Origin of the sequence: Pararhodobacter sp. SW119 (assembly GCF_017811755.1) — a bacterium.
Classification (GTDB): Bacteria; Pseudomonadota; Alphaproteobacteria; order Rhodobacterales; family Rhodobacteraceae; genus Pararhodobacter.
The window spans coordinates 17687-40848 of the sequence record NZ_JADDJF010000028.1; the positions used below are offsets into that span (position 1 = coordinate 17687).

At 66.3% G+C, this 23162-nt stretch carries 23 protein-coding genes; 15 read left to right on the forward strand and 8 right to left on the reverse strand.

Going from position 1 to position 23162, the window contains the following annotated elements; genetic code table 11:
- Window positions 1-153: 153 nt before the first annotated feature.
- The 3 genes from cysS to IM708_RS14450 all read left to right on the forward strand — a co-directional run bounded on the left by cysS (window position 154) and on the right by IM708_RS14450 (window position 4076).
- Window positions 154-1620, forward strand: coding sequence for a cysteine--tRNA ligase (gene cysS / locus IM708_RS14440; RefSeq protein ID WP_209427283.1), 1467 nt, complete (start codon window positions 154-156; stop codon window positions 1618-1620).
- The gene (cimA, locus tag IM708_RS14445; RefSeq protein WP_209427284.1) at window positions 1617-3239 is read left to right on the forward strand and encodes a citramalate synthase; all 1623 of its coding nucleotides are present in this window, start codon (window positions 1617-1619) and stop codon (window positions 3237-3239) included. Before cysS ends, cimA begins: the two co-directional genes overlap by 4 nt.
- A 75-nt stretch (window positions 3240-3314) precedes the next feature.
- Window positions 3315-4076 (forward strand): squalene/phytoene synthase family protein, encoded by a 762-nt coding sequence (locus IM708_RS14450; RefSeq protein ID WP_209427285.1) that lies wholly within the window; start codon window positions 3315-3317, stop codon window positions 4074-4076.
- 12 nt (window positions 4077-4088) lie between these two features.
- Here the strand turns inward: IM708_RS14450 and IM708_RS14455 are convergent, their stop codons facing one another.
- The 6 genes from IM708_RS14455 to IM708_RS14480 form a co-directional block, all read right to left on the reverse strand.
- Window positions 4089-4910, reverse strand: coding sequence for a DUF1217 domain-containing protein (locus tag IM708_RS14455; RefSeq protein ID WP_209427286.1), 822 nt, complete (start codon window positions 4908-4910; stop codon window positions 4089-4091).
- Window positions 4907-5311 (reverse strand): flagellar biosynthesis repressor FlbT, encoded by a 405-nt coding sequence (gene flbT, locus IM708_RS14460; protein WP_209427287.1) that lies wholly within the window; start codon window positions 5309-5311, stop codon window positions 4907-4909. Before flbT ends, IM708_RS14455 begins: the two co-directional genes overlap by 4 nt.
- On the reverse strand, window positions 5308-5688 hold the full coding sequence (gene flaF / locus IM708_RS14465; protein ID WP_209427288.1) for a flagellar biosynthesis regulator FlaF: 381 nt from the start codon (window positions 5686-5688) through the stop codon (window positions 5308-5310). The genes flbT and flaF overlap by 4 nt, the downstream gene beginning before the upstream one ends.
- A 74-nt stretch (window positions 5689-5762) precedes the next feature.
- On the reverse strand, window positions 5763-6605 hold the full coding sequence (locus IM708_RS14470; protein ID WP_209427289.1) for a flagellin: 843 nt from the start codon (window positions 6603-6605) through the stop codon (window positions 5763-5765).
- Window positions 6606-6916: 311 nt separating this feature from the next.
- Window positions 6917-7279 (reverse strand): hypothetical protein, encoded by a 363-nt coding sequence (locus tag IM708_RS14475; protein WP_209427290.1) that lies wholly within the window; start codon window positions 7277-7279, stop codon window positions 6917-6919.
- Window positions 7276-7584, reverse strand: coding sequence for a rod-binding protein (locus IM708_RS14480; RefSeq protein ID WP_209427291.1), 309 nt, complete (start codon window positions 7582-7584; stop codon window positions 7276-7278). The genes IM708_RS14475 and IM708_RS14480 overlap by 4 nt, the downstream gene beginning before the upstream one ends.
- A 113-nt stretch (window positions 7585-7697) precedes the next feature.
- Between IM708_RS14480 and IM708_RS14485 the strand changes: the two genes are divergently transcribed.
- Both IM708_RS14485 and IM708_RS14490 read left to right on the forward strand, forming a co-directional pair.
- Window positions 7698-9041, forward strand: coding sequence for a flagellar hook-length control protein FliK (locus tag IM708_RS14485; protein WP_209427292.1), 1344 nt, complete (start codon window positions 7698-7700; stop codon window positions 9039-9041).
- Window positions 9042-9054: 13 nt separating this feature from the next.
- Complete coding sequence (locus tag IM708_RS14490) at window positions 9055-9717, forward strand: flagellar hook capping FlgD N-terminal domain-containing protein (protein ID WP_209427293.1); 663 nt, start codon at window positions 9055-9057, stop codon at window positions 9715-9717.
- 21 nt (window positions 9718-9738) lie between these two features.
- On the opposite strand, the gene ubiB is transcribed toward IM708_RS14490, so the two are convergent.
- On the reverse strand, window positions 9739-11274 hold the full coding sequence (gene ubiB, locus IM708_RS14495) for a 2-polyprenylphenol 6-hydroxylase (RefSeq protein ID WP_209427294.1): 1536 nt from the start codon (window positions 11272-11274) through the stop codon (window positions 9739-9741).
- 4 nt (window positions 11275-11278) lie between these two features.
- A complete protein-coding gene (ubiE, locus tag IM708_RS14500; RefSeq protein WP_209427295.1) occupies window positions 11279-12034 on the reverse strand; it encodes a bifunctional demethylmenaquinone methyltransferase/2-methoxy-6-polyprenyl-1,4-benzoquinol methylase UbiE in 756 nt (251 codons plus the stop codon).
- Between the two features lie 83 nt (window positions 12035-12117).
- Here ubiE and mutM point away from each other — a divergent pair, with 83 nt between their 5' ends.
- From mutM to IM708_RS14550, 10 genes are all read left to right on the forward strand, one after another.
- The gene (mutM, locus tag IM708_RS14505) at window positions 12118-12981 is read left to right on the forward strand and encodes a bifunctional DNA-formamidopyrimidine glycosylase/DNA-(apurinic or apyrimidinic site) lyase (RefSeq protein WP_209427296.1); all 864 of its coding nucleotides are present in this window, start codon (window positions 12118-12120) and stop codon (window positions 12979-12981) included.
- A gap of 59 nt (window positions 12982-13040) precedes the next feature.
- On the forward strand, window positions 13041-13817 hold the full coding sequence (locus tag IM708_RS14510) for an enoyl-CoA hydratase (protein ID WP_209427297.1): 777 nt from the start codon (window positions 13041-13043) through the stop codon (window positions 13815-13817).
- A gap of 174 nt (window positions 13818-13991) precedes the next feature.
- Complete coding sequence (rpsT, locus tag IM708_RS14515) at window positions 13992-14258, forward strand: 30S ribosomal protein S20 (RefSeq protein WP_209427298.1); 267 nt, start codon at window positions 13992-13994, stop codon at window positions 14256-14258.
- Window positions 14259-14764: 506 nt separating this feature from the next.
- A complete protein-coding gene (dnaA, locus tag IM708_RS14520; protein ID WP_245243205.1) occupies window positions 14765-16132 on the forward strand; it encodes a chromosomal replication initiator protein DnaA in 1368 nt (455 codons plus the stop codon).
- Window positions 16133-16247: 115 nt separating this feature from the next.
- Window positions 16248-17366 (forward strand): DNA polymerase III subunit beta, encoded by a 1119-nt coding sequence (dnaN, locus tag IM708_RS14525; protein WP_209427300.1) that lies wholly within the window; start codon window positions 16248-16250, stop codon window positions 17364-17366.
- A 97-nt stretch (window positions 17367-17463) separates the two neighbouring features.
- A complete protein-coding gene (gene recF, locus IM708_RS14530; RefSeq protein ID WP_209427301.1) occupies window positions 17464-18561 on the forward strand; it encodes a DNA replication/repair protein RecF in 1098 nt (365 codons plus the stop codon).
- Window positions 18558-18995, forward strand: a complete 438-nt coding sequence (locus IM708_RS14535; protein WP_209427302.1) for a VOC family protein — start codon at window positions 18558-18560, stop codon at window positions 18993-18995. The genes recF and IM708_RS14535 overlap by 4 nt, the downstream gene beginning before the upstream one ends.
- Window positions 18992-19612, forward strand: coding sequence for a LysE family translocator (locus IM708_RS14540; protein WP_209427303.1), 621 nt, complete (start codon window positions 18992-18994; stop codon window positions 19610-19612). Before IM708_RS14535 ends, IM708_RS14540 begins: the two co-directional genes overlap by 4 nt.
- 81 nt (window positions 19613-19693) lie before the next feature.
- Complete coding sequence (gene gyrB, locus IM708_RS14545; protein ID WP_209427304.1) at window positions 19694-22111, forward strand: DNA topoisomerase (ATP-hydrolyzing) subunit B; 2418 nt, start codon at window positions 19694-19696, stop codon at window positions 22109-22111.
- A 100-nt stretch (window positions 22112-22211) separates the two neighbouring features.
- Window positions 22212-22826 carry a class I SAM-dependent methyltransferase gene (locus tag IM708_RS14550; RefSeq protein ID WP_209427305.1) on the forward strand — a complete coding sequence of 205 codons (615 nt, stop codon included), beginning with the start codon at window positions 22212-22214 and terminating at the stop codon, window positions 22824-22826.
- Window positions 22827-23162 lie beyond the last annotated feature (336 nt).

Here is a 23162-nt window from a genome sequence, read left to right on the forward strand (position 1 = left end):
ATGCTAGGCGATCAGCCATGAACCGCATGCGCATCACGTCCCGCCGCTGCATTACCCGCTGACCGACCGGTCGCGCGGGGCGCCTCTCTTCCCTTGGAAAGAAAAGCCCGATCCCGCGCAGGGGGTGCTGCCTGGGGCTATCGGAGGCTTCCAATGGTCACGATCCGGCTGCAGAACTCGTTGACCCGCCGCAAGGAGGTCTTCGAGCCGCTCGATCCCGGCAACGTCCGCATGTATGTCTGCGGGCCCACCGTCTATGACCGCGCGCATCTGGGCAACGCCCGGCCGGTGGTGGTGTTCGACGTGCTGTATCGGCTGCTGCGCCATGTCTATGGCGAGGGCGCGGTCACCTATGTGCGCAATTTCACCGACGTCGACGACAAGATCAACACCCGCGCGCGCGAGATGCAGGTGGCGGGCGACAGCCGCGATCTGAACGCGATCATCCGCACGCTGACCGACGAGACGATCGGCTGGTATCACGCCGACATGGACGCGCTGGGGGCCCTGCGCCCCGCGCACGAGCCGCGCGCGACCGAATACATCGGCCAGATGATCGCCATGATCGCGGCGCTGATCGAGAAGGGCTGCGCCTATGCGGCCGAGGGGCATGTACTCTTTGACGTGCGCGCCTATCCGGACTATGGGCGCCTGTCGGGCCGGTCGGTCGACGACATGATCGCCGGCGCCCGGGTCGAGGTCGCGCCCTACAAGCGCGACCCGATGGATTTTGTCCTCTGGAAGCCGTCCTCCGACGACGAGCCGGGTTGGAACAGCCCCTGGGGCCGCGGCCGGCCGGGCTGGCACATCGAATGCTCGGCCATGGCGCAGGACCTGCTGGGGCCGGCCTTCGATATCCACGGGGGCGGTCTGGACCTGCAATTTCCACATCACGAGAACGAGATCGCGCAAAGCTGCTGCGCCCACCCCGACGCCGGCTTCGCGCGGGTCTGGATGCACAACGAGATGGTGCAGGTCGAGGGCAAGAAGATGTCCAAGAGCCTGGGCAATTTTTTCACGGTGCGCAACCTGCTGGACCAGGGCTGGCCGGGCGAGGTGATCCGTTTCGTGATGCTGCAGACGCACTACCGCAAGCCGATGGATTGGACGGAATCCCGCGCGCGAACCGCTGAGAAGACGCTCAAGCGCTGGATAAGCGAGTATGTCCATTCGCCATTCGGTCAAGGGGTCGCTGACAGCGTCTCAGTCGTATCTGGTTTTCTTGACGCTTTGGCGGACGATCTCAACACGCCCAAGGCGCTTACAATCCTCAGGGAGTTCGAAAAAGAAAGGCTGCGTGGTGTGAACATTTCAGCCGATGATGTCGCGGTTTTCGTGCGGACGCTTCGGCTTCTTGGACTAGATGGCGTTCGCCAAAACGCGGCATCCTTACCACGTGACGTTAAGCGCCATTTCGAAGAGTTGAATCTCACCCGGCGGATCGCGGACATGATCGATGCTGCGCGTTCTGAGCGAAACTTCGCGAAGTCGGACCGAATTCGCGACGCCGCCATCACGGCGGGATTTGAGGTGAAGATTGAAAAGGCTGGCGCGTCTGTCTTTTCCACGCGAGAGGCTGATTATGAGAAGTTGAAGCGATTGGAAAGGGAAGCGCCGTGAAGGAACGCCTTTTCCTCTACGACACCACCCTGCGCGATGGGCAGCAGACGCAGGGGGTGCAGTTCTCGACCGCCGACAAGCTGGCGATTGCCCGCGCGCTGGACGAATTGGGGGTCGACCATATCGAGGGCGGCTGGCCCGGCGCGAACCCGACCGACAGCGAGTTCTTCGCGGCGGCGCCGCAGACGCGGGCGGTGCTGACCGCCTTCGGGATGACCAAGCGGGCCGGGCGCTCGGCCGCCAATGACGAGGTGCTGGCGGCGGTGATCAATGCCGGCACGGCCTCGATCTGTCTGGTCGGCAAGACGCATGACTATCATGTGACGACCGCGCTGGGGATCACGCTGCCCGAGAACCTGGAGAATATCCGCGCCTCGGTCGCTCATCTGGTCGGGATGGGGCGCGAGGCGCTGTTCGATGCGGAGCATTTCTTCGACGGCTACCGCGCCAACCCGGAGTATGCGCTGGACTGCCTGCGCGCGGCGCTGGAGGCCGGCGCGCGCTGGATCGTGCTGTGCGACACCAACGGCGGCACCTTGCCCGCCGAGGTTGGACGGATCACCGCCGAGGTGATCGCCGCGGGCATCCCGGGCGCGCGGCTGGGCATTCATTGCCACGACGACACCGGGAACGCGGTCGCGGGTTCGCTGGCCGCGGTCGACGCCGGGGCGCGTCAGATCCAAGGCACGCTCAACGGTCTGGGCGAGCGGTGCGGCAATGCCAATCTGGTGTCGCTGATCCCGACGCTGCTGCTGAAGGAGCCCTATGCCGGCCGGTTCGAGACCGGCGTCACGCCGCAGGCGCTGACGGCACTGGTGCGGGTCTCGCGTCAGGTCGATGACATCCTGAACCGCGTGCCGCTGCGGTCCGCGCCCTATGTCGGCGCCTCGGCCTTTGCACACAAGGCCGGGCTGCATGCCAGCGCCATCCTGAAGGACCCTGCAACCTACGAGCACATCGACCCCGCGCGTGTCGGCAATGCGCGGATCATCCCGATGTCGAACCAGGCCGGGCAGTCGAACCTGCGCGCTCGTCTGAAATCGGCGGGAATCACGGTTGAGCCGGGGGATCCGCGCCTGGCGCGGATCCTGGAGATCGTGAAGGAGCGTGAGGAACAGGGCTATGCCTACGACGGCGCCCAGGCCAGTTTCGAGTTGCTGGCGCGCGCCGAACTGGGATTGCTGCCCGACTTCTTCGAGGTCAAGCGCTACCGCGTCACGGTCGAACGCCGGAAGAACAAGTACAACCACATGGTCAGCCTGTCCGAGGCGGTGGTGGTCGTGAAGGTCGGCGGACAGAAGATGCTGTCGGTGTCGGAAAGCATGGATCCGGCGGGATCGGACCGCGGGCCGGTCAACGCGCTGGCCAAGGCGCTGGCCAAGGATCTCGGCCCCTATCAGGCGGCGATCGACGACATGAAGCTGGTCGATTTCAAGGTCCGCATCACGCAGGGCGGCACCGAGGCCGTGACCCGCGTGATCATCGACAGCGAGGATGGTGCGGGGCTGCGCTGGTCGACGGTGGGGGTCTCTCCGAACATCGTCGATGCGTCGTTCGAGGCGCTGCGCGAGGCGATGGTCTGGAAACTGCTGCGCGATGACGTCAGGCCGGTGGGATGAGTTGCGACCGCGCGCCGCGATGAATTCAGCATCGCGCACTGGCGGCGCCGGGATTGGCGGACTATCTGCCCGCCCATGACGCCGGATGCTCATGTCGATGCCTGCGCAGAACTCGTGCGCCGGGGGGATCCCGACCGTTTTCTGGCGGTGATGGCCGTTCGGCCCGAGTTGCGCGCGGGCCTCATGGTGCTCTATGCGTTCAACCTGGAACTTGCGCGTGCCGCCTGGATCACCGCGGAGCCACTGATCGCCGGGATGCGTCTGCAGTTCTGGCGCGATGTCGTGGCCGAGGCGGGCAACGCAACCCCGCGCGCGCATGAGGTCGCCGGACCGCTTGCTTCGCTGATCGTCGAAAGATCCCTGCCGGCGTCGGTTTTCCAGTCGATCATTGACGCGCGCACAACCGATTCCGAGCGCGTGCCGTTTGACGAAGAGGCCGCGCTGTGGCGGTATCTGGAGGCCAGCTCAGGCGACCTCATGGCGCTGGCCGTGCGGACGGTCAGCGATGCGCACGACGATCTGGCCCGTGCCCATGGGACAGCGCAGGGGCTTGCCAACTATCTGCTCGCGGTCCCGGCGCTGGAGGCGGCGGGGCGGGTTCCCTTGCCGGACGGACGGCCGCAGGCTGTTGCGGCGCTGGCGCGAGACGGGCTGACACGGCTGGATGATGCCGGGCCCGTGCCATCCGCGGCGCGCCCGGCGCTGTTGGCGGCGTGGCGTTCCCGGGCGATCCTGAAACAGGCGGCGCGAAACCCTGCGAAGGTTGGCGAAGGGACCCTTGGCCAGTCGGAGTTTCAACGGCGCGGGAGCCTGCTTTGGCGAAGTCTGCTGGGCTGACTGGCGATACGCTCAGCCCTGGCGGAACCGCGCGAACGAAGCCTGCCCATCCATGAGCAACGTCAGCGCTGCCGAGGGGCCGGTCTGCGACTGGATCTCGCGCAGCTGTTCGCCGACGAAATATCGACGCGTCAGCGCGGCCATCTTGTCCGGGTCCGCGAACTGTGCGAGGCCGCCCTCGCCGAACAGGCGCTGGGTGCGGTCGCTGAGGATGCTCACCTGCCTGTCGAGGTCGATCTTGCCGAATTCCTTCGGCAGTTGGAACGCCGATTCGAACACCATGCGCAGGTTGGGCGTGCCGAGCACGCGCAGCCACTTCGCCTCGTCGCTGCGATCGCTGGTCGCCAGTTCGGCGAGCTCGCGCTGGAGTGCGAGCGCGAGGCGCATGGTCTGGTCCTGCTCGCCCACCGCGAGTTCGAACCGGCGGTCGTGGAAATCAGCGATTATCTTGTCGGCAAAACCCGGTTTCGCGGTCTTCGGCCCGTCCGCGGCGGCAAAGCCGAACGCCTTGGCGAGTTCGGCGTAGCGCTTGTCGGACAGACGGTTTGCAAAGCTGCGCGGTTCGTCCAGCGAGCTTTCGAGCACGCGCTGGATATAGGCGTGATTGGGCAGATCGTCGGCCAGGCCGAAGGCGGTCAGCGCGACCTGCAGCAGGCGTCGGTCCGCGACAAGGTCGGCCGCAGAGTCGATCTTGCCGATGTTGTCGCGAAAATACGCCTCGTCGCGCTGCGCGACCGGCGTACTGGCGTGCTGCGCGGCCTGATTGTCGATGGTGCGCTGAAGAAAGCGCCAGCCCGTGTAACCGGTCATGGGTATGACGGGCTGGAAGCTCATTGACGTGTCGCCGCCATCAGCCGCTCTTCGCGCGGGAGCAGGGCACGGAGGGCGCGCAAGGCCTGGTAGTGATCTTCCGACAAGACGGCCTCGGTCGCGCGTGATAGGAGCGCGCGGCTGTCATGATCGGTGAAGACCTGGCTGAGCTGTTCGATCCCACGCAGAAGCTGCTGGCGCGCGCCGTCGGCCTCGGCATCGCCCGAAAGCACGAGCTGGGCGATATAGCAGACGCGCCGGACGGGGGTGGTGGCCTGTTCGGGATGGATCGCGTCGCGCAGGCGCAGGATGTTCGCGCCCGGCGTGATGATCGAGAAACGGCTGCGCTTGTCGCCGTTCTCGATGACCGCCCCGTTGATCAGCACGCGCTCATGTGGCGCGAGTTTCAGGATGAGTCCGGTCATGCGACGCTCCTCGGTCCACGCAGCCCACGCATCACGGCCATGTTCAACTCGACCAGCGCGTCGGCTTTCGCGGTGCCGTTGAGCACCTTGCGGGTATGCTGCATCACGAATTCGGCGAGGTAGAAGAGCCGCGCGCGCAGGTCCTTCGGGAACTGGTTGTTGGGATCGGCGAGATCGACGGCGAAGGTGGACCAGAGCTGTTGGTTCTCGACCATCGCGGCGGCCAGGGCGGGAAAGCCGGTGTAGCTGGTGTCGGCGATGGCGGTCTGTAGCTGCCCGGTGATCCGGGCCAGGACGTCATATTCAATGTCGCGCGGCGTCTTGACGGTACGCGCGTTGGCCCCATAGGCATTCTGCGCGAAGGCGTGGGCGTTCATGGAAATCCCCTTGGTGCGAGGTCAGGGAGCTGAAGGGAGGGACGGGGCTCCGTCGCAGAGCCCCGTCCGGAGTGTCAGCGGAACAGCGCGAGGATGTTCTGCGGCTGCTGGTTGGCAATCGACAACGACTGCGTTGCCAACTGCTGCTGCACCTGCAGCGCCTGCAGACGGGCCGATGCCTCCTCCATGTCGGCATCGACAAGCGCTCCCATGCCCGCCTTGAGCGAGTCCGACAGCTTGCCGATGAATTCGGCCTGATCCGAAATCCGCTTGCCCGCTGAACCGAGGTTCGCAGCGCCGACAATTGCAATGTCCACAAGGGCTTCGATTGTGCCGATTGCTGTTAGCGCTGTCGCACGGTCCGTGATTGCGGCGACGCTTGTGAGGTCCAAGCCGCCTTCAAAGTTGGCGGAAGCCACCGTAATGTTGCCGGGTGCCGTTGCGACCGTGCCGTTCGTACGATCGAGCGAACCGAGGACGTTGTATGACGTTTCACCCGCGACGGGGTTCGTTTTCAGAAGGTTGACGCCATTAAGTTGAGATGCGTTGATGATCGATGTGATTTGCGCTTTTTTTGCCAGAATATCGGTCTCAATCTTGACATGATCGGCGGCGTCGTTGGCGCCACCGATTGCCAATTCCTTCATCTCTTTCAGGATGTTGGTGATCTGCTCAGCACCATTGCGAGCGACCGAGACGGTCGCATCGGCGACATTGAGGTTCGACTGGATGGTCTTGAACGCCGTTTGGTCGGTTTCCATGACCTTCGCGATGGCCCAGACCGCCGCGTTGTCCTTAGCAGTGGCGACCTTCATCCCGGTCGAAATCTGGCTCTGAACCTGGCCCATGTTCTTGTTGATCTGCTTCATGGTCTGCAGGGCGACCATGGCGCTGTTGTTCGTCAGAATCGAGGACATGTTTATTCCTACATGCTGGGCGCGTTTGCGCCGGTTTGAGAGGCCGTTCGCTTTCGAACGGATCAAGCCCTTTCTGGACCTGCAGCCTTCCGATTGCCGGAGAGCGCGCCACCTTGGTGGGTGCCCGGCCAGACTGGTCGCGAATCGCTAACGGCGGTTTAACTCGCGGCGGCGGCGATCCGGCTGAATCGCTCAAAATCGATGAAATTTCAGGCAAGTTTTCGGCCGCTTTGGGGCCGGAAATGAAGAAAGGCGCAATGCCCGGGGCGCTGCGCCTTCGTGATCGTCCGGGCGTTAGGCGGTTTGTCCGGTCAGGCGCGTCCGTCCAGCCGTCCGGCCGTCTGGCCTAGCGCCGCGCGCCGGCCGTCGCGGCCATAGGTGGAATGCTGAACCGGGTTGCGCGCCCGGTCGAGAAGGGCCTGCACCTCGCGCAGTCCGGCCATCGCGGCCTCGATCAGCCGGGCGTTGCGCCCCGCCAATCGACGCACGGCGGATAGTTCCTGCATCTCGTCGTCCGAGGCGGGCACATCGGCTTCGTCCTCGATCTGCTCGAGGAGTTGCGCCTTGCGCGGCGCAAGCCGATCCAGTCGCGCAAGATCGGTCTCGCGCAGGGCCGCGCGTTCCTCCTCCAGAAGGCTGACCAGGCGGCGAAGGTCCTTGAGGCGTGAGGTCATGGCGTGTCCTTGCGGTTGCGGGCGACGAGCGCGGCCTCGATATGGTCGGCAAGCCCGATGCCACCGCGGGCGACCAGGGCGCGGGCGTGGATGTCCGCGAAGAACGAGGCGAAGGTGTCCTCTCCGGCGCCGCCCGTGCCGAAGCCTTCCTGCGGCTTTCCGATCCCCGCGGACTTGAGCATCTCGGCCAGGAAGGCCGTCTCGAAGGCCTCGGCGCTGGCGCGCAGGGCGCGGGCGTCGGTCGAGGTCGATGCCTGTGCGGTGGATGCCGGTGACAGGGCCGGCAGGGCAGGGGGCTGGATCATCGGTTTCTCCGTCACCAGGGCGCGTGTTTTCACAGACTCTCCGCTTTCGGTAAAGAAGCGGTAACCCGGCGCGTGCTAGGACCACGAAGACAGCAACGTCCAGAAGGCCCGCCATGCTGATCGACTTCGCACCAGATCCTGGCCCCGGCGCGCGTAGTGCCAAGGGCGCAAATCCGGCAGCTACCGGCGTGCTGGGCGACGAAGCCGGTTCATTCCGCTCCGTTCTGGCGCAGGCCGAGGGGGCGATGCACCGCGGGCGTGATGCCGAGACGACAGCGGATTGGCCACCGCCTGAAGAAGCGGGCTCTGTGGCGACCGAACCCGAGAAAGAGCTGCCGCTTCCCGGCGAGACGCGGGACGAGACCGCCGCTTGGCCCGTTGCGGCAAAGACGCCGCCAGATGATCAGGACGTGTCTTCGGTCCGCGTGATTAATCCGCCGGGCAAGGAGAGCCCACCTGCCACGGCTGCGCCTGCCGTAGCCAATGAGGTCACGCCAGCCCTGGCAAGCAGGGTGGCGACTACTTCTGCCTCAGCGGGACTGCCCATCGAGGGGCAGCGGGGTTTCCCATCTCAGGCTGCGGTCGACCCGACCCCACTCCGGGCCGCCCATCCGGATGTCGCCGGGACACGATCCGGCGCAGCGGGACTGATCGGGGCGGAGCCGTCGGTCAAGTCGCCCACTCCTGTCGATCCGGCGACTGTGCGTCAGGCTGCGGACGCCAAGGCTCAGGTCGACTCGCCAGGCAAGGAACTGACGCAAAGAATGTCTGCGGACCGACCCGTCCCCGCGGTGACAGACGCGCAGGCAGCCGCACCTTTATCGGTCGGGCAGAAGGCACCGCCTGCCGGCGCGCCTGTTCCTGCGGCAACCGTTGCGCTTTTTCAGGCGCGGCTTTCGGAAGCGCAGCTTTCCGGAAGGAAGCTGCCCGATGGGTCTTCCTTCCGCACCTTCGAGGGCTTAGCCTCTGGGTTCTCGACCGAGGGTTTGACACCTTCGATGATGACCGAAGCATCGGCCGACCGGTTGCTGCGCCCCGCGGCGCCCGCCGCGGCGGAACTGCCGCGCGAGGTTGCTCAGCAGATCGGCGCGCGGATCACGCCCCTCGCGCGCGGCCAGTTCGAACTGGCGCTCTCGCCAGCCGAGTTGGGCCGACTCGAGATCACCCTGCGCGAAATCGACGGCGTCATGACCTTGAGCGTAAATGCCGAACGCCCCGAAACGCTGGACCTGATCCGCCGGCACATCGATCTTTTGGCGCAGGAACTGCGCCAGATCGCGCAGCGCGAACTGACGCTGCAACTGGGCGCGGGTGGCCTGGGTGCGGGCAACCGGGACGGCAAGAACGACCTTTCCGGCAGCGGGACACAGCCTGCCGGCGATGCCCTTGCCGACACCGCAACTGGCGCCACCATTTCAACGGCGGTCGGGCGCGACCACCTGGATCTACGCCTCTGAACGGAGACTGGACATGGACATCACCTCGGCCACGCAGGCGAACGGCGCGCGCGGCGGCGCCAGTCAGGGCGCAGCGGCCAACAACTTCGCGCAGTCGGACTACATGACCTTTCTGCGTATGCTGACCGTGCAGATGCAGAACCAGGACCCGCTGAATCCGATGTCTTCGAGCGATTTCGCGGTCCAGCTGGCGACCTTTTCGGGCGTCGAACAGCAGACGCAGACTAACCAACTGTTGCAGACGCTAATGGGCCGGATGGGGTTGGCCGATCTGGGCGGTTGGGTCGGTATGGAGGTCCGCAGCGATGCCGGCGCCTGGTTCGAGGAGGCGCCCGTGGACCTCGATCCGGTGCTTCCGGCCGGGGCGGAACGCGGGATCGTGCTGGTCCGGGACGAGCGCGACTCGATCGTTGCCACGCTGGAGGTGGCGCCGGGTACGCGCGGGATGACCTGGGACGGCCTGACGCTGGAAGGTGTGAGGGCGGCACCTGGCGTCTATCGCTTCACGCTGGAATCCTACCGCGGCGACGAATTGATCGATGCGGTTCCGGTGGCCGCCTACCAGACCGTCGTCGAAGCGCGGCGGGAAGGCGAGAGGATCGAGTTGGTCGTCGGCAACGGTGCGTTACTGGACAGCGCCTCGGTCAGCGGCCTGCGCCGTCCGCGCGAAGGTTGAGCCGCGCGACGTCGGTTCACTTCAGTTCAGGGCGGCAAGGACGGCGGCCAGTGCCGCTGTGGTCGCGGCGCCCGTCAGAAACCATAGGGCGCGCGTATCCCTGCCGGAAGGTTGCCGTTGGTCGCGGTGTTCGTCGCGGGCGCGCAGAAGCGCAGCCTCGACCGTGGCGGGAAGGTGCGGGCCGAAGCGGGCCAGCACCTGCGCGGTTCGCGCCAGATCGCGCGCCAACGCGGTGGGACCCAGGTTGCGGCGAATGTAGTCTTCGACCACCGGCCGCGCGACCTTCCAGATATTGATCTGCGGATTGAGAGAGCGCGACACGCCCTCGACCACGACCATCGTGCGTTGCAACAGAATCAACTCCGTCCGCGTCTCCATGCCGAAGCGCTCCGTCACCTCGAAAAGGTAGTTGAGGAGTTTCGCCATCGATATGCGGGTGGCGTCCATGCCGAAGATCGGCTCCCCAACCGACCGCAGCGCCCGGGCGAATTCATCGATGTCGCGGTCGGCGGGGACATAGCCGGCTTCGAAGTGGACTTCGGCCACGCGGCGGTAGTCCTTGCGGATGAAGCCCATCAGGATCTCGGCATAGACGCGTCGCGAGTACTCGTCGATCTGGCCCATTATCCCGAAGTCATAGGCGATCAGGTCCCCGTTCGGCGCGACCTTCAGGTTGCCCTGGTGCATGTCGGCGTGGAAGTAGCCGTCGCGCAGCGCGTGGCTGAGAAAGAGCCGGAGTACGCGTTCGCCTAGTTCCTTCCGGTCGACCCCCAGCGCATCGATTGCCGCGTTGTCGCCCAAGGGAACGCCTTCCGCCCATCCCAGCGTCATCACCGACTTGGCCGACAGATGCCAGATCGGCCGCGGCACGCTGAAACCGGCGTCGGATTCGGTGTTCGCGGCGAACTCGGCCGCGGCGGCGGTTTCCAGACGCAGATCCAGCTCGCCCAGCACGACGCTTTCGAAATGCGTGATCACGTCGCTCGGGCGCAGGCGTCGGGTCTTGGGCAGTAGCCACTCGATCATGCCGGCGGCGAAGTAGAAGGCGTCGATGTCGCGGCGAAACGCGCGCTCGATCCCCGGGCGCAGGACCTTGACGGCGACGTCCTGACCGCTGTCGGCGATCCGTGCGCGGTGCACCTGCGCGATCGAGGCGGCGGCAACGGGGTCGGAGAATTCCGAGAAGAGGGTCGCGACCGGCTGGCCCAATTCGTCAGCGACCATCGCGCGCGCCTCGGTCAGGCTGAACGGCGGCAGCTTGTCCTGAAGGTAGCGCAATTGCTCGGCAAGTTCCGCGCCCACGATATCCGGCCGGGTCGAGAGAAGCTGGCCGAACTTGATATAGGCCGGACCCAGCGCGGTCAGCGCGCGCGTTACCGGCGGCAACGCCGGATCGCCCCTCAGCCCCAGCCAGGCAAAGGGCCAGCCGAGGATCCGCGCCAGCATCCGCAGACGGGGCGGGGCGTTCATCGCCACCAGTACCACGCGCATGGCGCCGGTACGCTCGAACGTGGCGCCGGTGCGAATCAGACGCCAGAGGTTGTGCGGCCCCCGCATACGATCAGATCTTCCAGCCGGAATGCAGCGCGGCGACACCCATCGACAGGTTGCGGTACTTCACCTGATCAAAACCGGCTTCGCGGATCATGGCGGCAAAGCTTTCCTGATCGGGGAAACGGCGGATCGATTCGACCAGATACTGATAGCTGTCGCGATCACCCGCCACCGCCTGACCCATCCTTGGGATCACGTTGAAGGAATAAAGGTCGTAGAGGCTTTGCAGCGGCGCGCTGGTCACGTGGCTGAACTCCAGCACCATCAGCCGCCCGCCGGAACGCAGGACCCGGTACGCCTCGGACAGCGCGGCGTCGATGCGCGTGACATTCCGGATGCCGAAGCTGATCGTGTAGACATCGAAACTTGCATCCGGAAAGGGCAGGGACATCGCATCGCCGGCGATCCACTCCAGCCGGTCGGCCAGCGCCTCGGCCTCGGCTCGGCGTCGGCCTTCCTCCAGCATCGATTCGGTCAGGTCCAGGACCACCGCCGTCGCGCCCAGTCCCGCCCGCCGCAGGAACCGGAACGCGATGTCGCCGGTGCCGCCCGCGACGTCCAGCAGGCGCTGCCCCGGCCGCGGTGCCAGCCAGTCCATCATCGCGTCCTTCCACAGCCGATGGATGCCCGCGCTCATCAGGTCGTTCATCAGGTCGTAGCGCGCGGCGACCCGCGTGAAGACGTCGTGGACCATACCGGCCTTCTGCGCCTCTTCGACCGTCTGAAAGCCGAAATGCGTCGCTCGCTCGTCTTCGGTCGTCATCGGCGCTCCTGTCGGACCTTGCGTCTGGCCCTTCCTTACAGGATGCTGCGCCCCCTGCACAATGCGACGCCGAGGCCCCGCCCGTGCCCGAACTGCCCGAGGTCGAAACCGTCCGCCGTGGCCTTGTGCCCGCTATGGAAGGCGTGCGCATCGCGCGTGCCGACGTGCGCCGCGAGGGGCTGCGCTGGCCGTTTCCGCCGCAGTTGGCCGAGCGGCTGACCGGCGCCCGCGTCCTGCGCCTGCGGCGGCGGTCGAAATACATTCTCGGCGATCTGGATACGGGCGAAACGGTGCTGCTGCATCTCGGCATGTCGGGGCGCATCATCGTTTCCGGTCTCGGCACGCCACAGATGCCGGGACAGTTCCACCATGCGCATCCCGCGCCTGCGCGCCACGATCACGTCGTTCTCGACATGGAGTCCGGTGCGCGGGTCACGCTCAACGATGCCCGCCGCTTCGGCGCGCTCGATCTGCTTGCGACCGAGAGCGCAGAGTCGCATCCATTGCTGGTCGCGCTGGGACCCGAACCCTTGGGCAACGGTTTTCACGCCCATCATCTGCGCAGGCTCTTCCGCGCCCGCTCGGCCCCGGTCAAGGCGCTGCTGATGGACCAGCGAATCGTCGCGGGGTTGGGTAATATCTACGTCTGCGAGGCGCTTTTTCGCGCGGGCATCCATCCTGCTCGGCCGGCGGGGCGGATCAGTGCGGCGCGGCTGGAGCGCCTGGCGGCAGCGGTGCGCGATGTGCTGGTCGAGGCGATCGAGGCCGGCGGATCGAGCCTGCGCGACTATCGCCAGGCCGATGGCGAACTGGGCTATTTCCAGCACGCCTTCCGTGTCTACGATCGCGCGGGCCTGCCCTGCGTGACGCCCGGCTGCACGGGCACCGTGCGGAGAATCGTCCAGTCCGGGCGCTCCTCTCACTACTGTCCGCGCTGCCAGAGATAGCTTGATCCCCGAATTCATCCTGCTAGACACGGCTCGACATCGCCCTGACGGAGGCTCCCATGGCCTACGAAACCATCATCGTCGAGATTTCGCAGCACGTCGCGCTGATCCGGCTCGACCGCCCCGAAGCGCTGAATGCGCTCAATGCGCAACTCCTGGCCGAACTGGCCGAGGCGCTGAAGGCGGCCGATCGCAACGAGAAGGTGCGCTGCATCGTCATCACCGGATCGGAAAAGGCCTTTGCCGCCGGCGCCGACATCTCCGAGATGTCGCAAAAGGGTTTCGTCGATGTCTTCGACGAGGACCTCTTCACCGCGCCGACCGAAGCGATCCTGTCGGTCCGCAAGCCGATCATCGCCGCCGTTTCCGGATATGCGCTGGGGGGCGGTTGCGAACTGGCCATGATGTGCGATTTCATCATCGCCGGCGACAACGCCAAGTTCGGTCAGCCCGAGATCAACCTGGGCGTCGTGGCCGGGATCGGCGGGACGCAGCGCCTGACGCGATTCGTCGGCAAGTCCAAGGCGATGGACATGCATCTGACCGGCCGCTTCATGGATGCCGAGGAGGCCGAGCGCTCGGGCCTGGTCAGCCGCGTCGTGCCCGCGAAGAAACTCATGGACGAGGTGATGGCCGCCGCCCAGAAGATCGCCGACAAGTCGCTGATCGCGACCCGGGTGGTGAAAGAGGCGGTCAACCGTAGCTACGAAACAACCCTGCGCGAGGGTGTGCTGTTCGAACGGCGGGTCTTTCATGCGGTCTTCAGCACCGAAGATCAGAAGGAAGGCATGAACGCCTTTCTGGAAAAGCGCGAGCCGCAGTTCCGCGACAGGTAGGGTTGCCGGTGCGTTTGGGTGGGATTCCCTCTTTCCTTCCTGTCCACCTTGCCGTATAGGCTGCCGCCACATGCGCGTGGGCCCGCTTAGGCAAGAATCTATCCGGTCATCGTGATCGGGGCTTGGGTCATATGCGCAGACGAAACGCAACAGACCCGAAAGTTTCAAAAGCCCATGGCCAACACGTCCCAGTCCAAGAAACGCGCCCGTCAGTCCGAAAAGCGATTCGACGTCAACAAGGCGCGCCGCTCGCGTATCCGTACCTTCCTGCGCAAGGTCGAAGAGGCGCTCGCCGCCGGCAATTCCGACGCCGCGAAAGAAGCGCTTCGCGCCGCCCAGCCCGAGCTCGCCCGCGGCGTCACCAAGGGCGTGCTGCACAAGAACACCGCCGCCCGCAAGATGTCGCGCCTGTCCGCGCGCCTCAAGACGCTGGCGAACTGACGGCTTCTGCCCAGCAAACACTGCTTGAACTTGATGAAGGCGCACCGTCGCGGTGCGCCTTTCGCTTGTGCGGTCCGGCAATTATCACAACCTTAAGATGTGGCAAGAAGCCCACGCCGCCGCCGATTCTTTCGATTTGATGACGAGTCAAGCGACATGTTCAGTTGCCGAGCATGCACCGGACTTGCTAGCGTCAGCCTGCGATTCACATGGTCCTGGGGGGGATGAATGTGACGCATGAGTCCCGTAAGGCGCAATTGGGCCATATTGGTCCGATCGCTTTTGGGTTGTGCGTGCCTTGACAGGCTGGGTGTCTTTTCGGCGCCTACATTCGACCGCCCGTATCCAAATGCCGCGTGCCGAACGCGCGACAGGGGTTTGTCCGGCAATGCCCGGCAGCACCTCTCAGGAATCCTGTGTCTCGCACCCGGCGCCTTGGGGCGCCGGCAATCGAGACGGGCAGAAAGCCCGCCCGCATCGAACGGGCGGCGATGGGGTCGAACAGGATGACAGACGCGGCGTGGAGTACGGTACGCAACTCGCTCAAGGGTGTGATCGGGGACAACAACTACGTCACATGGATCGCTCCACTGAAACTCAACGGGGCGCGTGATGGCGTCGTGCGTCTCTCCGCTCCGACAAACTTCGTCGCGAACTGGGTGAACCGGCATTACGCCGACCAGATCCTCCGCTGCATCCTCGCCGCCGGCGAATCGGTCAGCCGGGTCGAGATCAGCGTCGACGGCGCGGCCGCGCGCCCGAACGACAAGGTCCAGCGCACCCTTGCCGCGGTCCCGCTGGTCAACGCCGGGCGCGTCGCCGAGGAAGTGGAACAACCGACCGCGGGACTGGACAGGCGCTTCACCTTCGACAACTTCGTCGTCGGCAAGCCGAACGCGCTGGCCCATGCCGCGGCCCGGCGCGTGGCCGAGGGCGTCTCGGTCACCTTCAACCCGCTTTTTCTTTACGGCGGGGTGGGGCTCGGCAAGACGCATCTGATGCATGCGATCGCCTGGGAACTCAACGCCCGCAACCCCGAGTTGCGCGTGCTCTATCTCTCGGCCGAGCAGTTCATGTACCGCTTCGTCACCGCCCTGCGCGAACGCAACGTGATGGACTTCAAGAACCTCTTCCGCTCGGTCGACGTGCTGATGGTCGACGATGTCCAGTTCATCGCCGGCAAGGAAAGCACGCAAGAAGAATTCTTCCATACCTTCAACGCGCTGGTCGACCATCACAAGCAGATCGTGATTTCCGCCGACCGCGCCCCCGGAGAGATCAAGGATCTCGAGGATCGGATCAAGTCGCGCCTGCAAAGCGGCTTGGTCGTCGACCTGCATCCGACCGACTACGAATTGCGCCTCGGCATCCTGCAGCAGAAGGTCGCCTTGTCCAGGGCCAGCTATGGCGATGTGCCGATCGGCGACGGCGTGCTCGAATTCCTCGCCCACCGGATCACCACCAATGTCCGCGTGCTTGAGGGCGCACTGACCCGGCTCTTCGCGCTCGCCAGCCTCGTCGGGCGCGAGATCACGCTCGACCTCGCGCAGGACACGCTCGCCGACATCCTGCGCACCTCCGAACGAAAGGTCACGGTCGAGGAGATCCAGCGCAAGGTGGCCGAGCATTACAACATTCGACTGTCCGACATGATCGGGCCAAAGCGCCAGCGCACCATCGCGCGGCCGCGGCAGATCGCGATGTATCTGGCCAAGAGCCTGACCACCCGGTCGCTGCCCGATATCGGCCGGCGTTTCGGCGGGCGCGACCACACCACGATCATGCACGGCGTGCGCAAGGTCGAGGAATTGCGCACCACCGACAGCCAGCTGGCCGAGGACCTGGAGCTGCTGCGCCGGCTTCTGCAAAGCTGAACTTGACGCCGGGCACAAAGGGCCGCAAACAGTGAACAAAAGCGGACAGGCCGGGCTGGCGCGGGCCAGCGCCGGCCTGTCGCACCGATGGACGGACGCCAGGGGACGGGACGGGATGAAACTCAGCATCGAACGGGCGGCGCTTCTAAAGGCCGCGGGCCAGGCGCAATCGGTGGTGGAGCGGCGCAACACCATCCCGATCCTCGCCAATGTCCTGATCGAGGCCGAAGGCGACACCGTCAACTTCCGCGCCACCGACCTGGACATCGAGGTGATCGACCGCGCACCCGCCAAGGTTGAACGCGCCGGCGCCACCACCGTCTCGGCGGTCATGCTGCACGAGATCGTGCGCAAGCTGCCCGATGGCGCCCTGGTCAGCCTTGCCGACGATCCCCGCACCGGCCGCCTGACGGTCGAGGCTGGGCGCTCCTCCTTCGCGCTCGCCACGCTCCCGCGCGAGGATTTTCCGGTCATGGCCTCGACCGAATACATGTCCAACTTCTCGGCCCCCGCCGCCGATCTGAGGCGGCTTTTCGAAAAGTCGAAATTCGCTATCTCGACTGAGGAAACCCGCTACTACCTCAACGGCGTCTATCTTCACGTCGCCGAGGGCGAGGAAGGCCGCGCACTGCGCTGCGTGGCGACCGACGGGCACCGGCTGGCAAGAATCGACGCGCCCCTGCCCGAGGGCGCGGCGGACATGCCCGGCGTGATCGTGCCGCGCAAGACGGTGAACGAGTTGCGCAAGCTGCTGGAAGATGACGACGCCCGCATCGCGGTCTCGGTGTCCGAGACCAAGATCCGCTTCGCCACGCCCGAGATTTCGCTCACCTCCAAGGTCATCGACGGCACCTTCCCCGACTACACGCGCGTGATCCCCGTCGGCAACACCCGCCGGCTGGAGGTCGACGCCGACGACTTCGCCCGCGCCGTCGACCGCGTCGCCACGGTCTCGTCCGAGCGCTCGCGCGCGGTCAAACTGGTGCTGGAAAGTGACGCCCTGACGCTGTCGGTCAACGCCCCCGACAGCGGCGCCGCGACCGAGGAACTGGTCGTCGCCTATGGCGACGAGCGGCTCGAGATCGGCTTCAACGCCAAGTACCTGGTCGAGATCGCCAGCCAGATCGACCGCGAAAACGCCGTATTCCTCTTCAACTCCGCCGGCGACCCCGCCCTCGTGCGCGAGGGCGGCGACACCAGCGCCGTCTATGTCGTGATGCCGATGCGGGTCTGACCGCCGCGCCCCTTCATCTGTCCGGAAATATCCCGGGGGGTGAACTGGCGCAGCCAGGAGGGGGGCAGCGCCCCCCTTTCTTCGGGAATGCTGCACCATGGCGCTGCACCTGACCACGCTTTCACTGTCGCACTTCCGCTCGCATCGGCGCGCGGTGCTGGACTTCGACGGCCGCCCGGTCGCCTTCGCCGGGGCCAACGGCGCCGGCAAGACCAACCTGCTCGAGGCGATCTCGCTTCTCTCGCCCGGTCGCGGCCTCCGTCGTGCCGCGCCTGAAGACCTCATCCGCCGGCCCGAGGCGATCGGCTGGCGGCTTGCCGCCACGATCATCCGGCAGGACACGCTGCACGAGGTCGAGACCGGCGCCGACCCGGACGCGCCCCGCTTCCTGCGCATCGATGGCAAGGCCGCGCCGCAGGCCGCGCTGGGGCGGATCGCGCCGATGCTCTGGTTGACCCCGGCAATGGACCGGCTCTGGACCGAGGCGCCCGACGGGCGTCGGCGCTTCCTCGACCGGATGGCTATGGCCTTCTTCCCCGATCATGCCGAGGCGGCGCTCGCCTATGAAAAGGCCATGCGCCAGCGCAACCGGCTCTTGCGCGACCAGGCGCGCGACGGCGCCTGGTACGGCGCACTCGAGGCGCAAATGGCCCAATCTGGTGCGCAGATCAGCGCCAACCGTCGCGCCACGCTCGCCCGCCTTGCGGCGGCGGCGGGGCAGGGCGGCGATTTCCCGGTGGCCGACCTGACGCTGGACGATCCCTCCCCGGGGGACGAGGCCGCGCTCGCTGCGGCGCTGGCCGAGGGGCGCCGCGCCGACATGGCCGCCGGCCGCAGCCTCACTGGCCCGCACCGCGCCGATCTGGCGGCGCTCTGGGCGGAAAAGGCGATGCCCGCTGCGCAATGCTCCACCGGCGAGCAGAAGGCGCTGCTCATCTCCACCGTGCTCACCCATGCCCGCGCGCTGGCCGTGACGACCGGCGCGCCGCCAATCCTGCTTCTGGACGAAGTCTCGGCCCATCTTGACGCCACGCGCCGCGCCGCGCTCTATGACGCGCTCTGCGATCTGGGCGCGCAGGCGTTCCTGACCGGCACCGAACCCGACCTTTTCGCGCCCCTCGGCGCGCGCGCACAGCACTTCGCCCTGTCCGACACCGGCGGGCTGTCCCTTCTCCAACCGTCGGAGCCGTCATGACCCCGCAACGCCTCACGCTCATCACCCTCGGCACCGCCGATCTGGATCGCGCGCTCGCCTTCTACGCCGCCCTCGGCTGGCACCCGAGCGAGCGTGCCGAGGGCGTCGCCTTCTTCGATTTGGGCGGCATGAAGCTGGCGCTGTTCGGGCTGGCCGACCTTGCCGCCGATCAGGGCCGTCCGGGCGCCGCGCTCGGCACCGGCGCGATCACGCTGGCGCAGAACTTCTCCGACCGTGCCGCCGTGGACGCCGCCTTCGCCTGCGCCCTCGCGGCCGGCGCCACCCCGCTGAAGGCGCCCGAGGCGGTCTTCTGGGGCGGCTATTCCGGCTACTACGCCGACCCCGACGGCCATGTCTGGGAACTGGCGCACAACCCCTTCTGGCCGCTCGATGCCAACGGTCGCCTGGCCCCACCCGAAGACACTGCGCCATGACCGTCACGCTCTGGCAACTCACCCTCTACGCGGGCGCGATCTTCCTGCTGTTCATGACGCCTGGCCCGGTCTGGGTGGCGCTGACTGCGCGGGCGCTGACCGGCGGCTTCGCCTCGGCCGCGCCGCTGGCGGTCGGCGTGGCGATCGGTGACATCGTCTGGCCGCTGGCGGCGATCTTCGGGCTGGCCTGGATCATCTCGGTCTATGCCGGCTTCATGGAGGTTCTGCGCTGGGTCGCGGTGGGGATGTTCCTGGTCATGGGCCTGCAACTCATCCGCCACGCCTGGCGCCGCATCTCGACCGACAGCCAGCTCACCCGGCCGGGGCACTGGTCGGGGTTTCTCGCCGGAGTCGCCGCGATCCTCGCCAATCCCAAGGCGATCCTTTTCTACATGGGCATGCTGCCGGGCTTCTTCGATCTCTCGCGCATCACCTTGCCCGACATCGCCGCGATCCTCGCCATCTCGGTGCTGATCCCGATGGCCGGCAACCTGATCCTGGCGGGCATGATCGGGCGCGTCCGCGCGCTCCTGCGCTCGCCCGCCGCGCTGGCGCGCACGAACCGCGTCGCCGGGGTTCTGATGATCGGCGTCGCGGCGGCCATCGCGCTGGCCTGAAACCCCAAATATTGTGGTCGGCGCGTGACAATCCCCCGCCGGACGCCTATAAGTGGCGCAGGAAATTCAGGGACAGCCGGCATGAGTGCAAACCCCGCCCCGCGCGACGACTACGGCGCGGATTCGATCAAGGTTCTCAAGGGCCTGGACGCGGTGCGCAAGCGCCCCGGCATGTATATCGGCGACACCGATGACGGCTCGGGCCTGCACCACATGGTCTACGAGGTTGTGGACAACGGCATCGACGAAGCGCTGGCAGGCCATGCCGACGCCGTCAACGTCATCATCCACGACGATTCCAGCGTCTCGGTCAGCGACAACGGGCGCGGCATTCCCACAGACATCCATGCCGGCGAAGGCGTCAGCGCGGCCGAGGTCATCATGACCCAGCTGCACGCTGGCGGCAAGTTCGACCAGAACAGCTACAAGGTCTCGGGCGGCCTGCACGGCGTGGGCGTCTCGGTCGTCAACGCGCTTTCCGACTGGCTGGACCTGCGCATCTGGCGCGGCGGCAAGGAACACTACGTCCGGTTCGAGCGCGGCGAAACTGTCCAGCCGCTCAAGGTCGTCGGCGACGCGAACGGCCGCAAGGGCACCGAAGTGCGCTTCATGGCCGCGCTGAGCACCTTCTCGAACCTGGAATACAGCTTCAAGACGCTGGAAAACCGCCTGCGCGAACTCGCCTTCCTCAATTCCGGCGTGCGCATCATCCTGGAGGATCAGCGCCCCGCCGAAACCCTGCGGTCCGAGCTTTACTACGACGGCGGCGTGCGCGAATTCGTACGCTACATCGACCGCCACAAGCACCCCCTGATGCCCGAGCCGATATTCATCACCGGCGACCGTGACGGCATCGGGATCGAGGCCGCGATGTGGTGGAACGACAGTTACCACGAGACCGTGCTGCCGTTTACCAACAACATCCCGCAGCGCGACGGCGGCACGCATCTCGCGGGTTTTCGCGGCGCGCTGACCCGCACGCTGACCCGCTACGCCCAGGAAAGCGGTATCGCCAAGAAGGAAAAGATCAACTTCACCGGCGACGACGCGCGCGAGGGGCTGACCTGCGTGCTGTCGGTGAAAGTGCCGGACCCGAAATTCTCCAGCCAGACCAAGGACAAGCTGGTCAGCTCCGAAGTTCGCCCGGCCGTCGAATCGCTCCTTTCCGAGAAACTCTCGGAATGGTTCGAGGAAAACCCCGGCCCCGCCCGCATCATCGTCGGCAAGATCGTCGAGGCGGCACTGGCCCGCGAGGCCGCGCGCAAGGCGCGCGACCTGACGCGGCGCAAGACCGCGCTCGACGTCGCCTCGCTGCCCGGCAAGCTCGCCGATTGCCAGGAACGCGACCCCGCCAAGTCCGAGCTTTTCTTGGTCGAGGGCGACAGCGCCGGCGGCTCGGCCAAGCAGGGCCGCTCGCGCCAGAACCAGGCGGTGCTGCCGCTCCGAGGCAAGATCCTTAACGTCGAGCGCGCGCGCTTCGACCGGATGCTCGGCAGCCAGGAGATCGGCACGCTGATCACCGCGCTTGGCACCGGGATCGGGCGCGACGAATTCGACCTCGGGAAGCTGCGCTACCACAAGATCGTCATCATGACCGATGCCGACGTCGACGGCGCGCATATCCGTACGCTGCTGCTGACCTTCTTCTTCCGGCAGATGCCCGAATTGATCGAACAGGGGCATCTCTACATTGCCGAGCCGCCCTTGTTTAAAGTCGCCCGCGGCAAATCGGAAGTCTACCTAAAGGACAAGCCCGCGCTGGAAGATTACCTGATCGCCCAGGGCGTCGAAGGGGCGATGCTGCGGCTCGGCTCGGGCGAGGAGATCATCGGCGCCGACCTGCAGCGCGTCGTGGCCGAGGCACGCCAGGTCCGCCGCGCGTTGGAATCCTTCCCCACGCACTACGCCCAGGCGATCCTCGAACAGGCCGCCATCGCCGGCGCGCTGGAACCGGGGCAATTGGATGCCAACCCGCAGGGCGTGGCCGACCGCCTGGCCGAACGGCTCGACCTGATCGCGCCCGAATACGAAAAGGGCTGGCAGGGCCGTCCGACCCAGGACCACGGCCTGCGCATGTCCCGCATGCTCCGCGGGGTCGAGGAGGTGCGCGTTCTCGACGGGCCGATCCTGCGCTCGGGCGAGGCGCGGCGCCTCGCCGGTTTCACCCGCTCGCTCCAGGAAACCTACGGGCGCCCCGCGCGCCTGATGCGCAAGGAGCGCGGTATCGGCATCCACGGCCCCCTCGACCTCCTGCGCGCGATCCTGGCCGAGGGTGAAAAGGGCCTCTCGCTTCAGCGCTACAAGGGCCTGGGCGAGATGAACCCCAACCAGCTCTGGGAAACCACGCTCGACCCCGATGCGCGCACGCTCCTGAAGGTGAAGATCGACGACCTAGCCGAGGCCGAGGACCTGTTCTCCAAGCTGATGGGCGACGTGGTCGAGCCGCGCCGCGAATTCATCCAGCGCAACGCGCTCAGCGTCGAAAACCTGGACACCTGACGCTTCTGGCGCAAGCGTGTTTCGCGCAGGGGTTGACTTCCGCGGTCAACCCCCTGCTTTTGTCGCCCGGTAGCCGCAGCAGGGAACGGAGCCGTCGCGCATGGATCTGGAAGCCGTCAAATCCTCCTACCGCCGCTGGGCGCCGGTCTACGACCGCACCTTCGGACGGATCACCCGCATGGGCCGCGAGCGCGCGGTAGCGGTGATCAATCGCAGCCAGGGCCGGGTGCTGGAGGTCGGCGTCGGAACCGGGCTGTCGCTCTCGAACTATGCGCCGCATCTCGACGTGACCGGCATCGATTATTCCGAGGACATGCTCGACCGCGCCCGCAAGCGGGTCGCGGCCGAGGGGCTGACCCAAGTCCGTGCGCTGCGGCAGATGGACGCGCGGCATCTCGACTTTCCCGACGGCCATTTCGATACCGTGGTGGCGATGTACCTCGTCTCGGTCGTGCCCGAACCCGAGCGGGTGATGGCCGAGATCGCGCGCGTCTGCAAACCCGGCGGGCAGGTGATCATCGTCAACCACTTCGCCCGCGACGAGGGCTGGCTGGCCTGGCTGGAACTTCGCTTCGCCCCGCTCGCCGACCGGCTGGGCTGGCACCCGGACTTCGCCCGCGCGCGGATCATGGGCGAGCCCTCCCTGCAGGTGACCGAAGAACGCCGCTTGGCGCCGCTGGGCCTATTTACCTTCCTGCGACTCGAAAAAGCCTGAACGGCGCCGCCCCCGCACAAATACTCGCCCGGCAGACCGGGGCAACGGAGGTTCTCCCGCCGCTCGTCAAGCTGTGCGCTTTGCGCACAACCGTCCTCGCGTTGGGCCGGGCGCCGCGCCTGCAGCGCGGCGAAAAGAGGCTTCGACGCCAAGGCCGCGCTTTCCCGATCCGCCCCATACTTTTCCTGTCCGAAAATATCCGGCCTTATATAGCAAACGCACCAAAGCTTGGTCTGCAAGGAGATGACTAAGGTCTCAGCTTGCCTCGTCATCTGCTTGGGGCATCTTTTGGCATGCGGCATGAGCGTCGCAGGAGTTGAGCGAGGTCATCCAAGT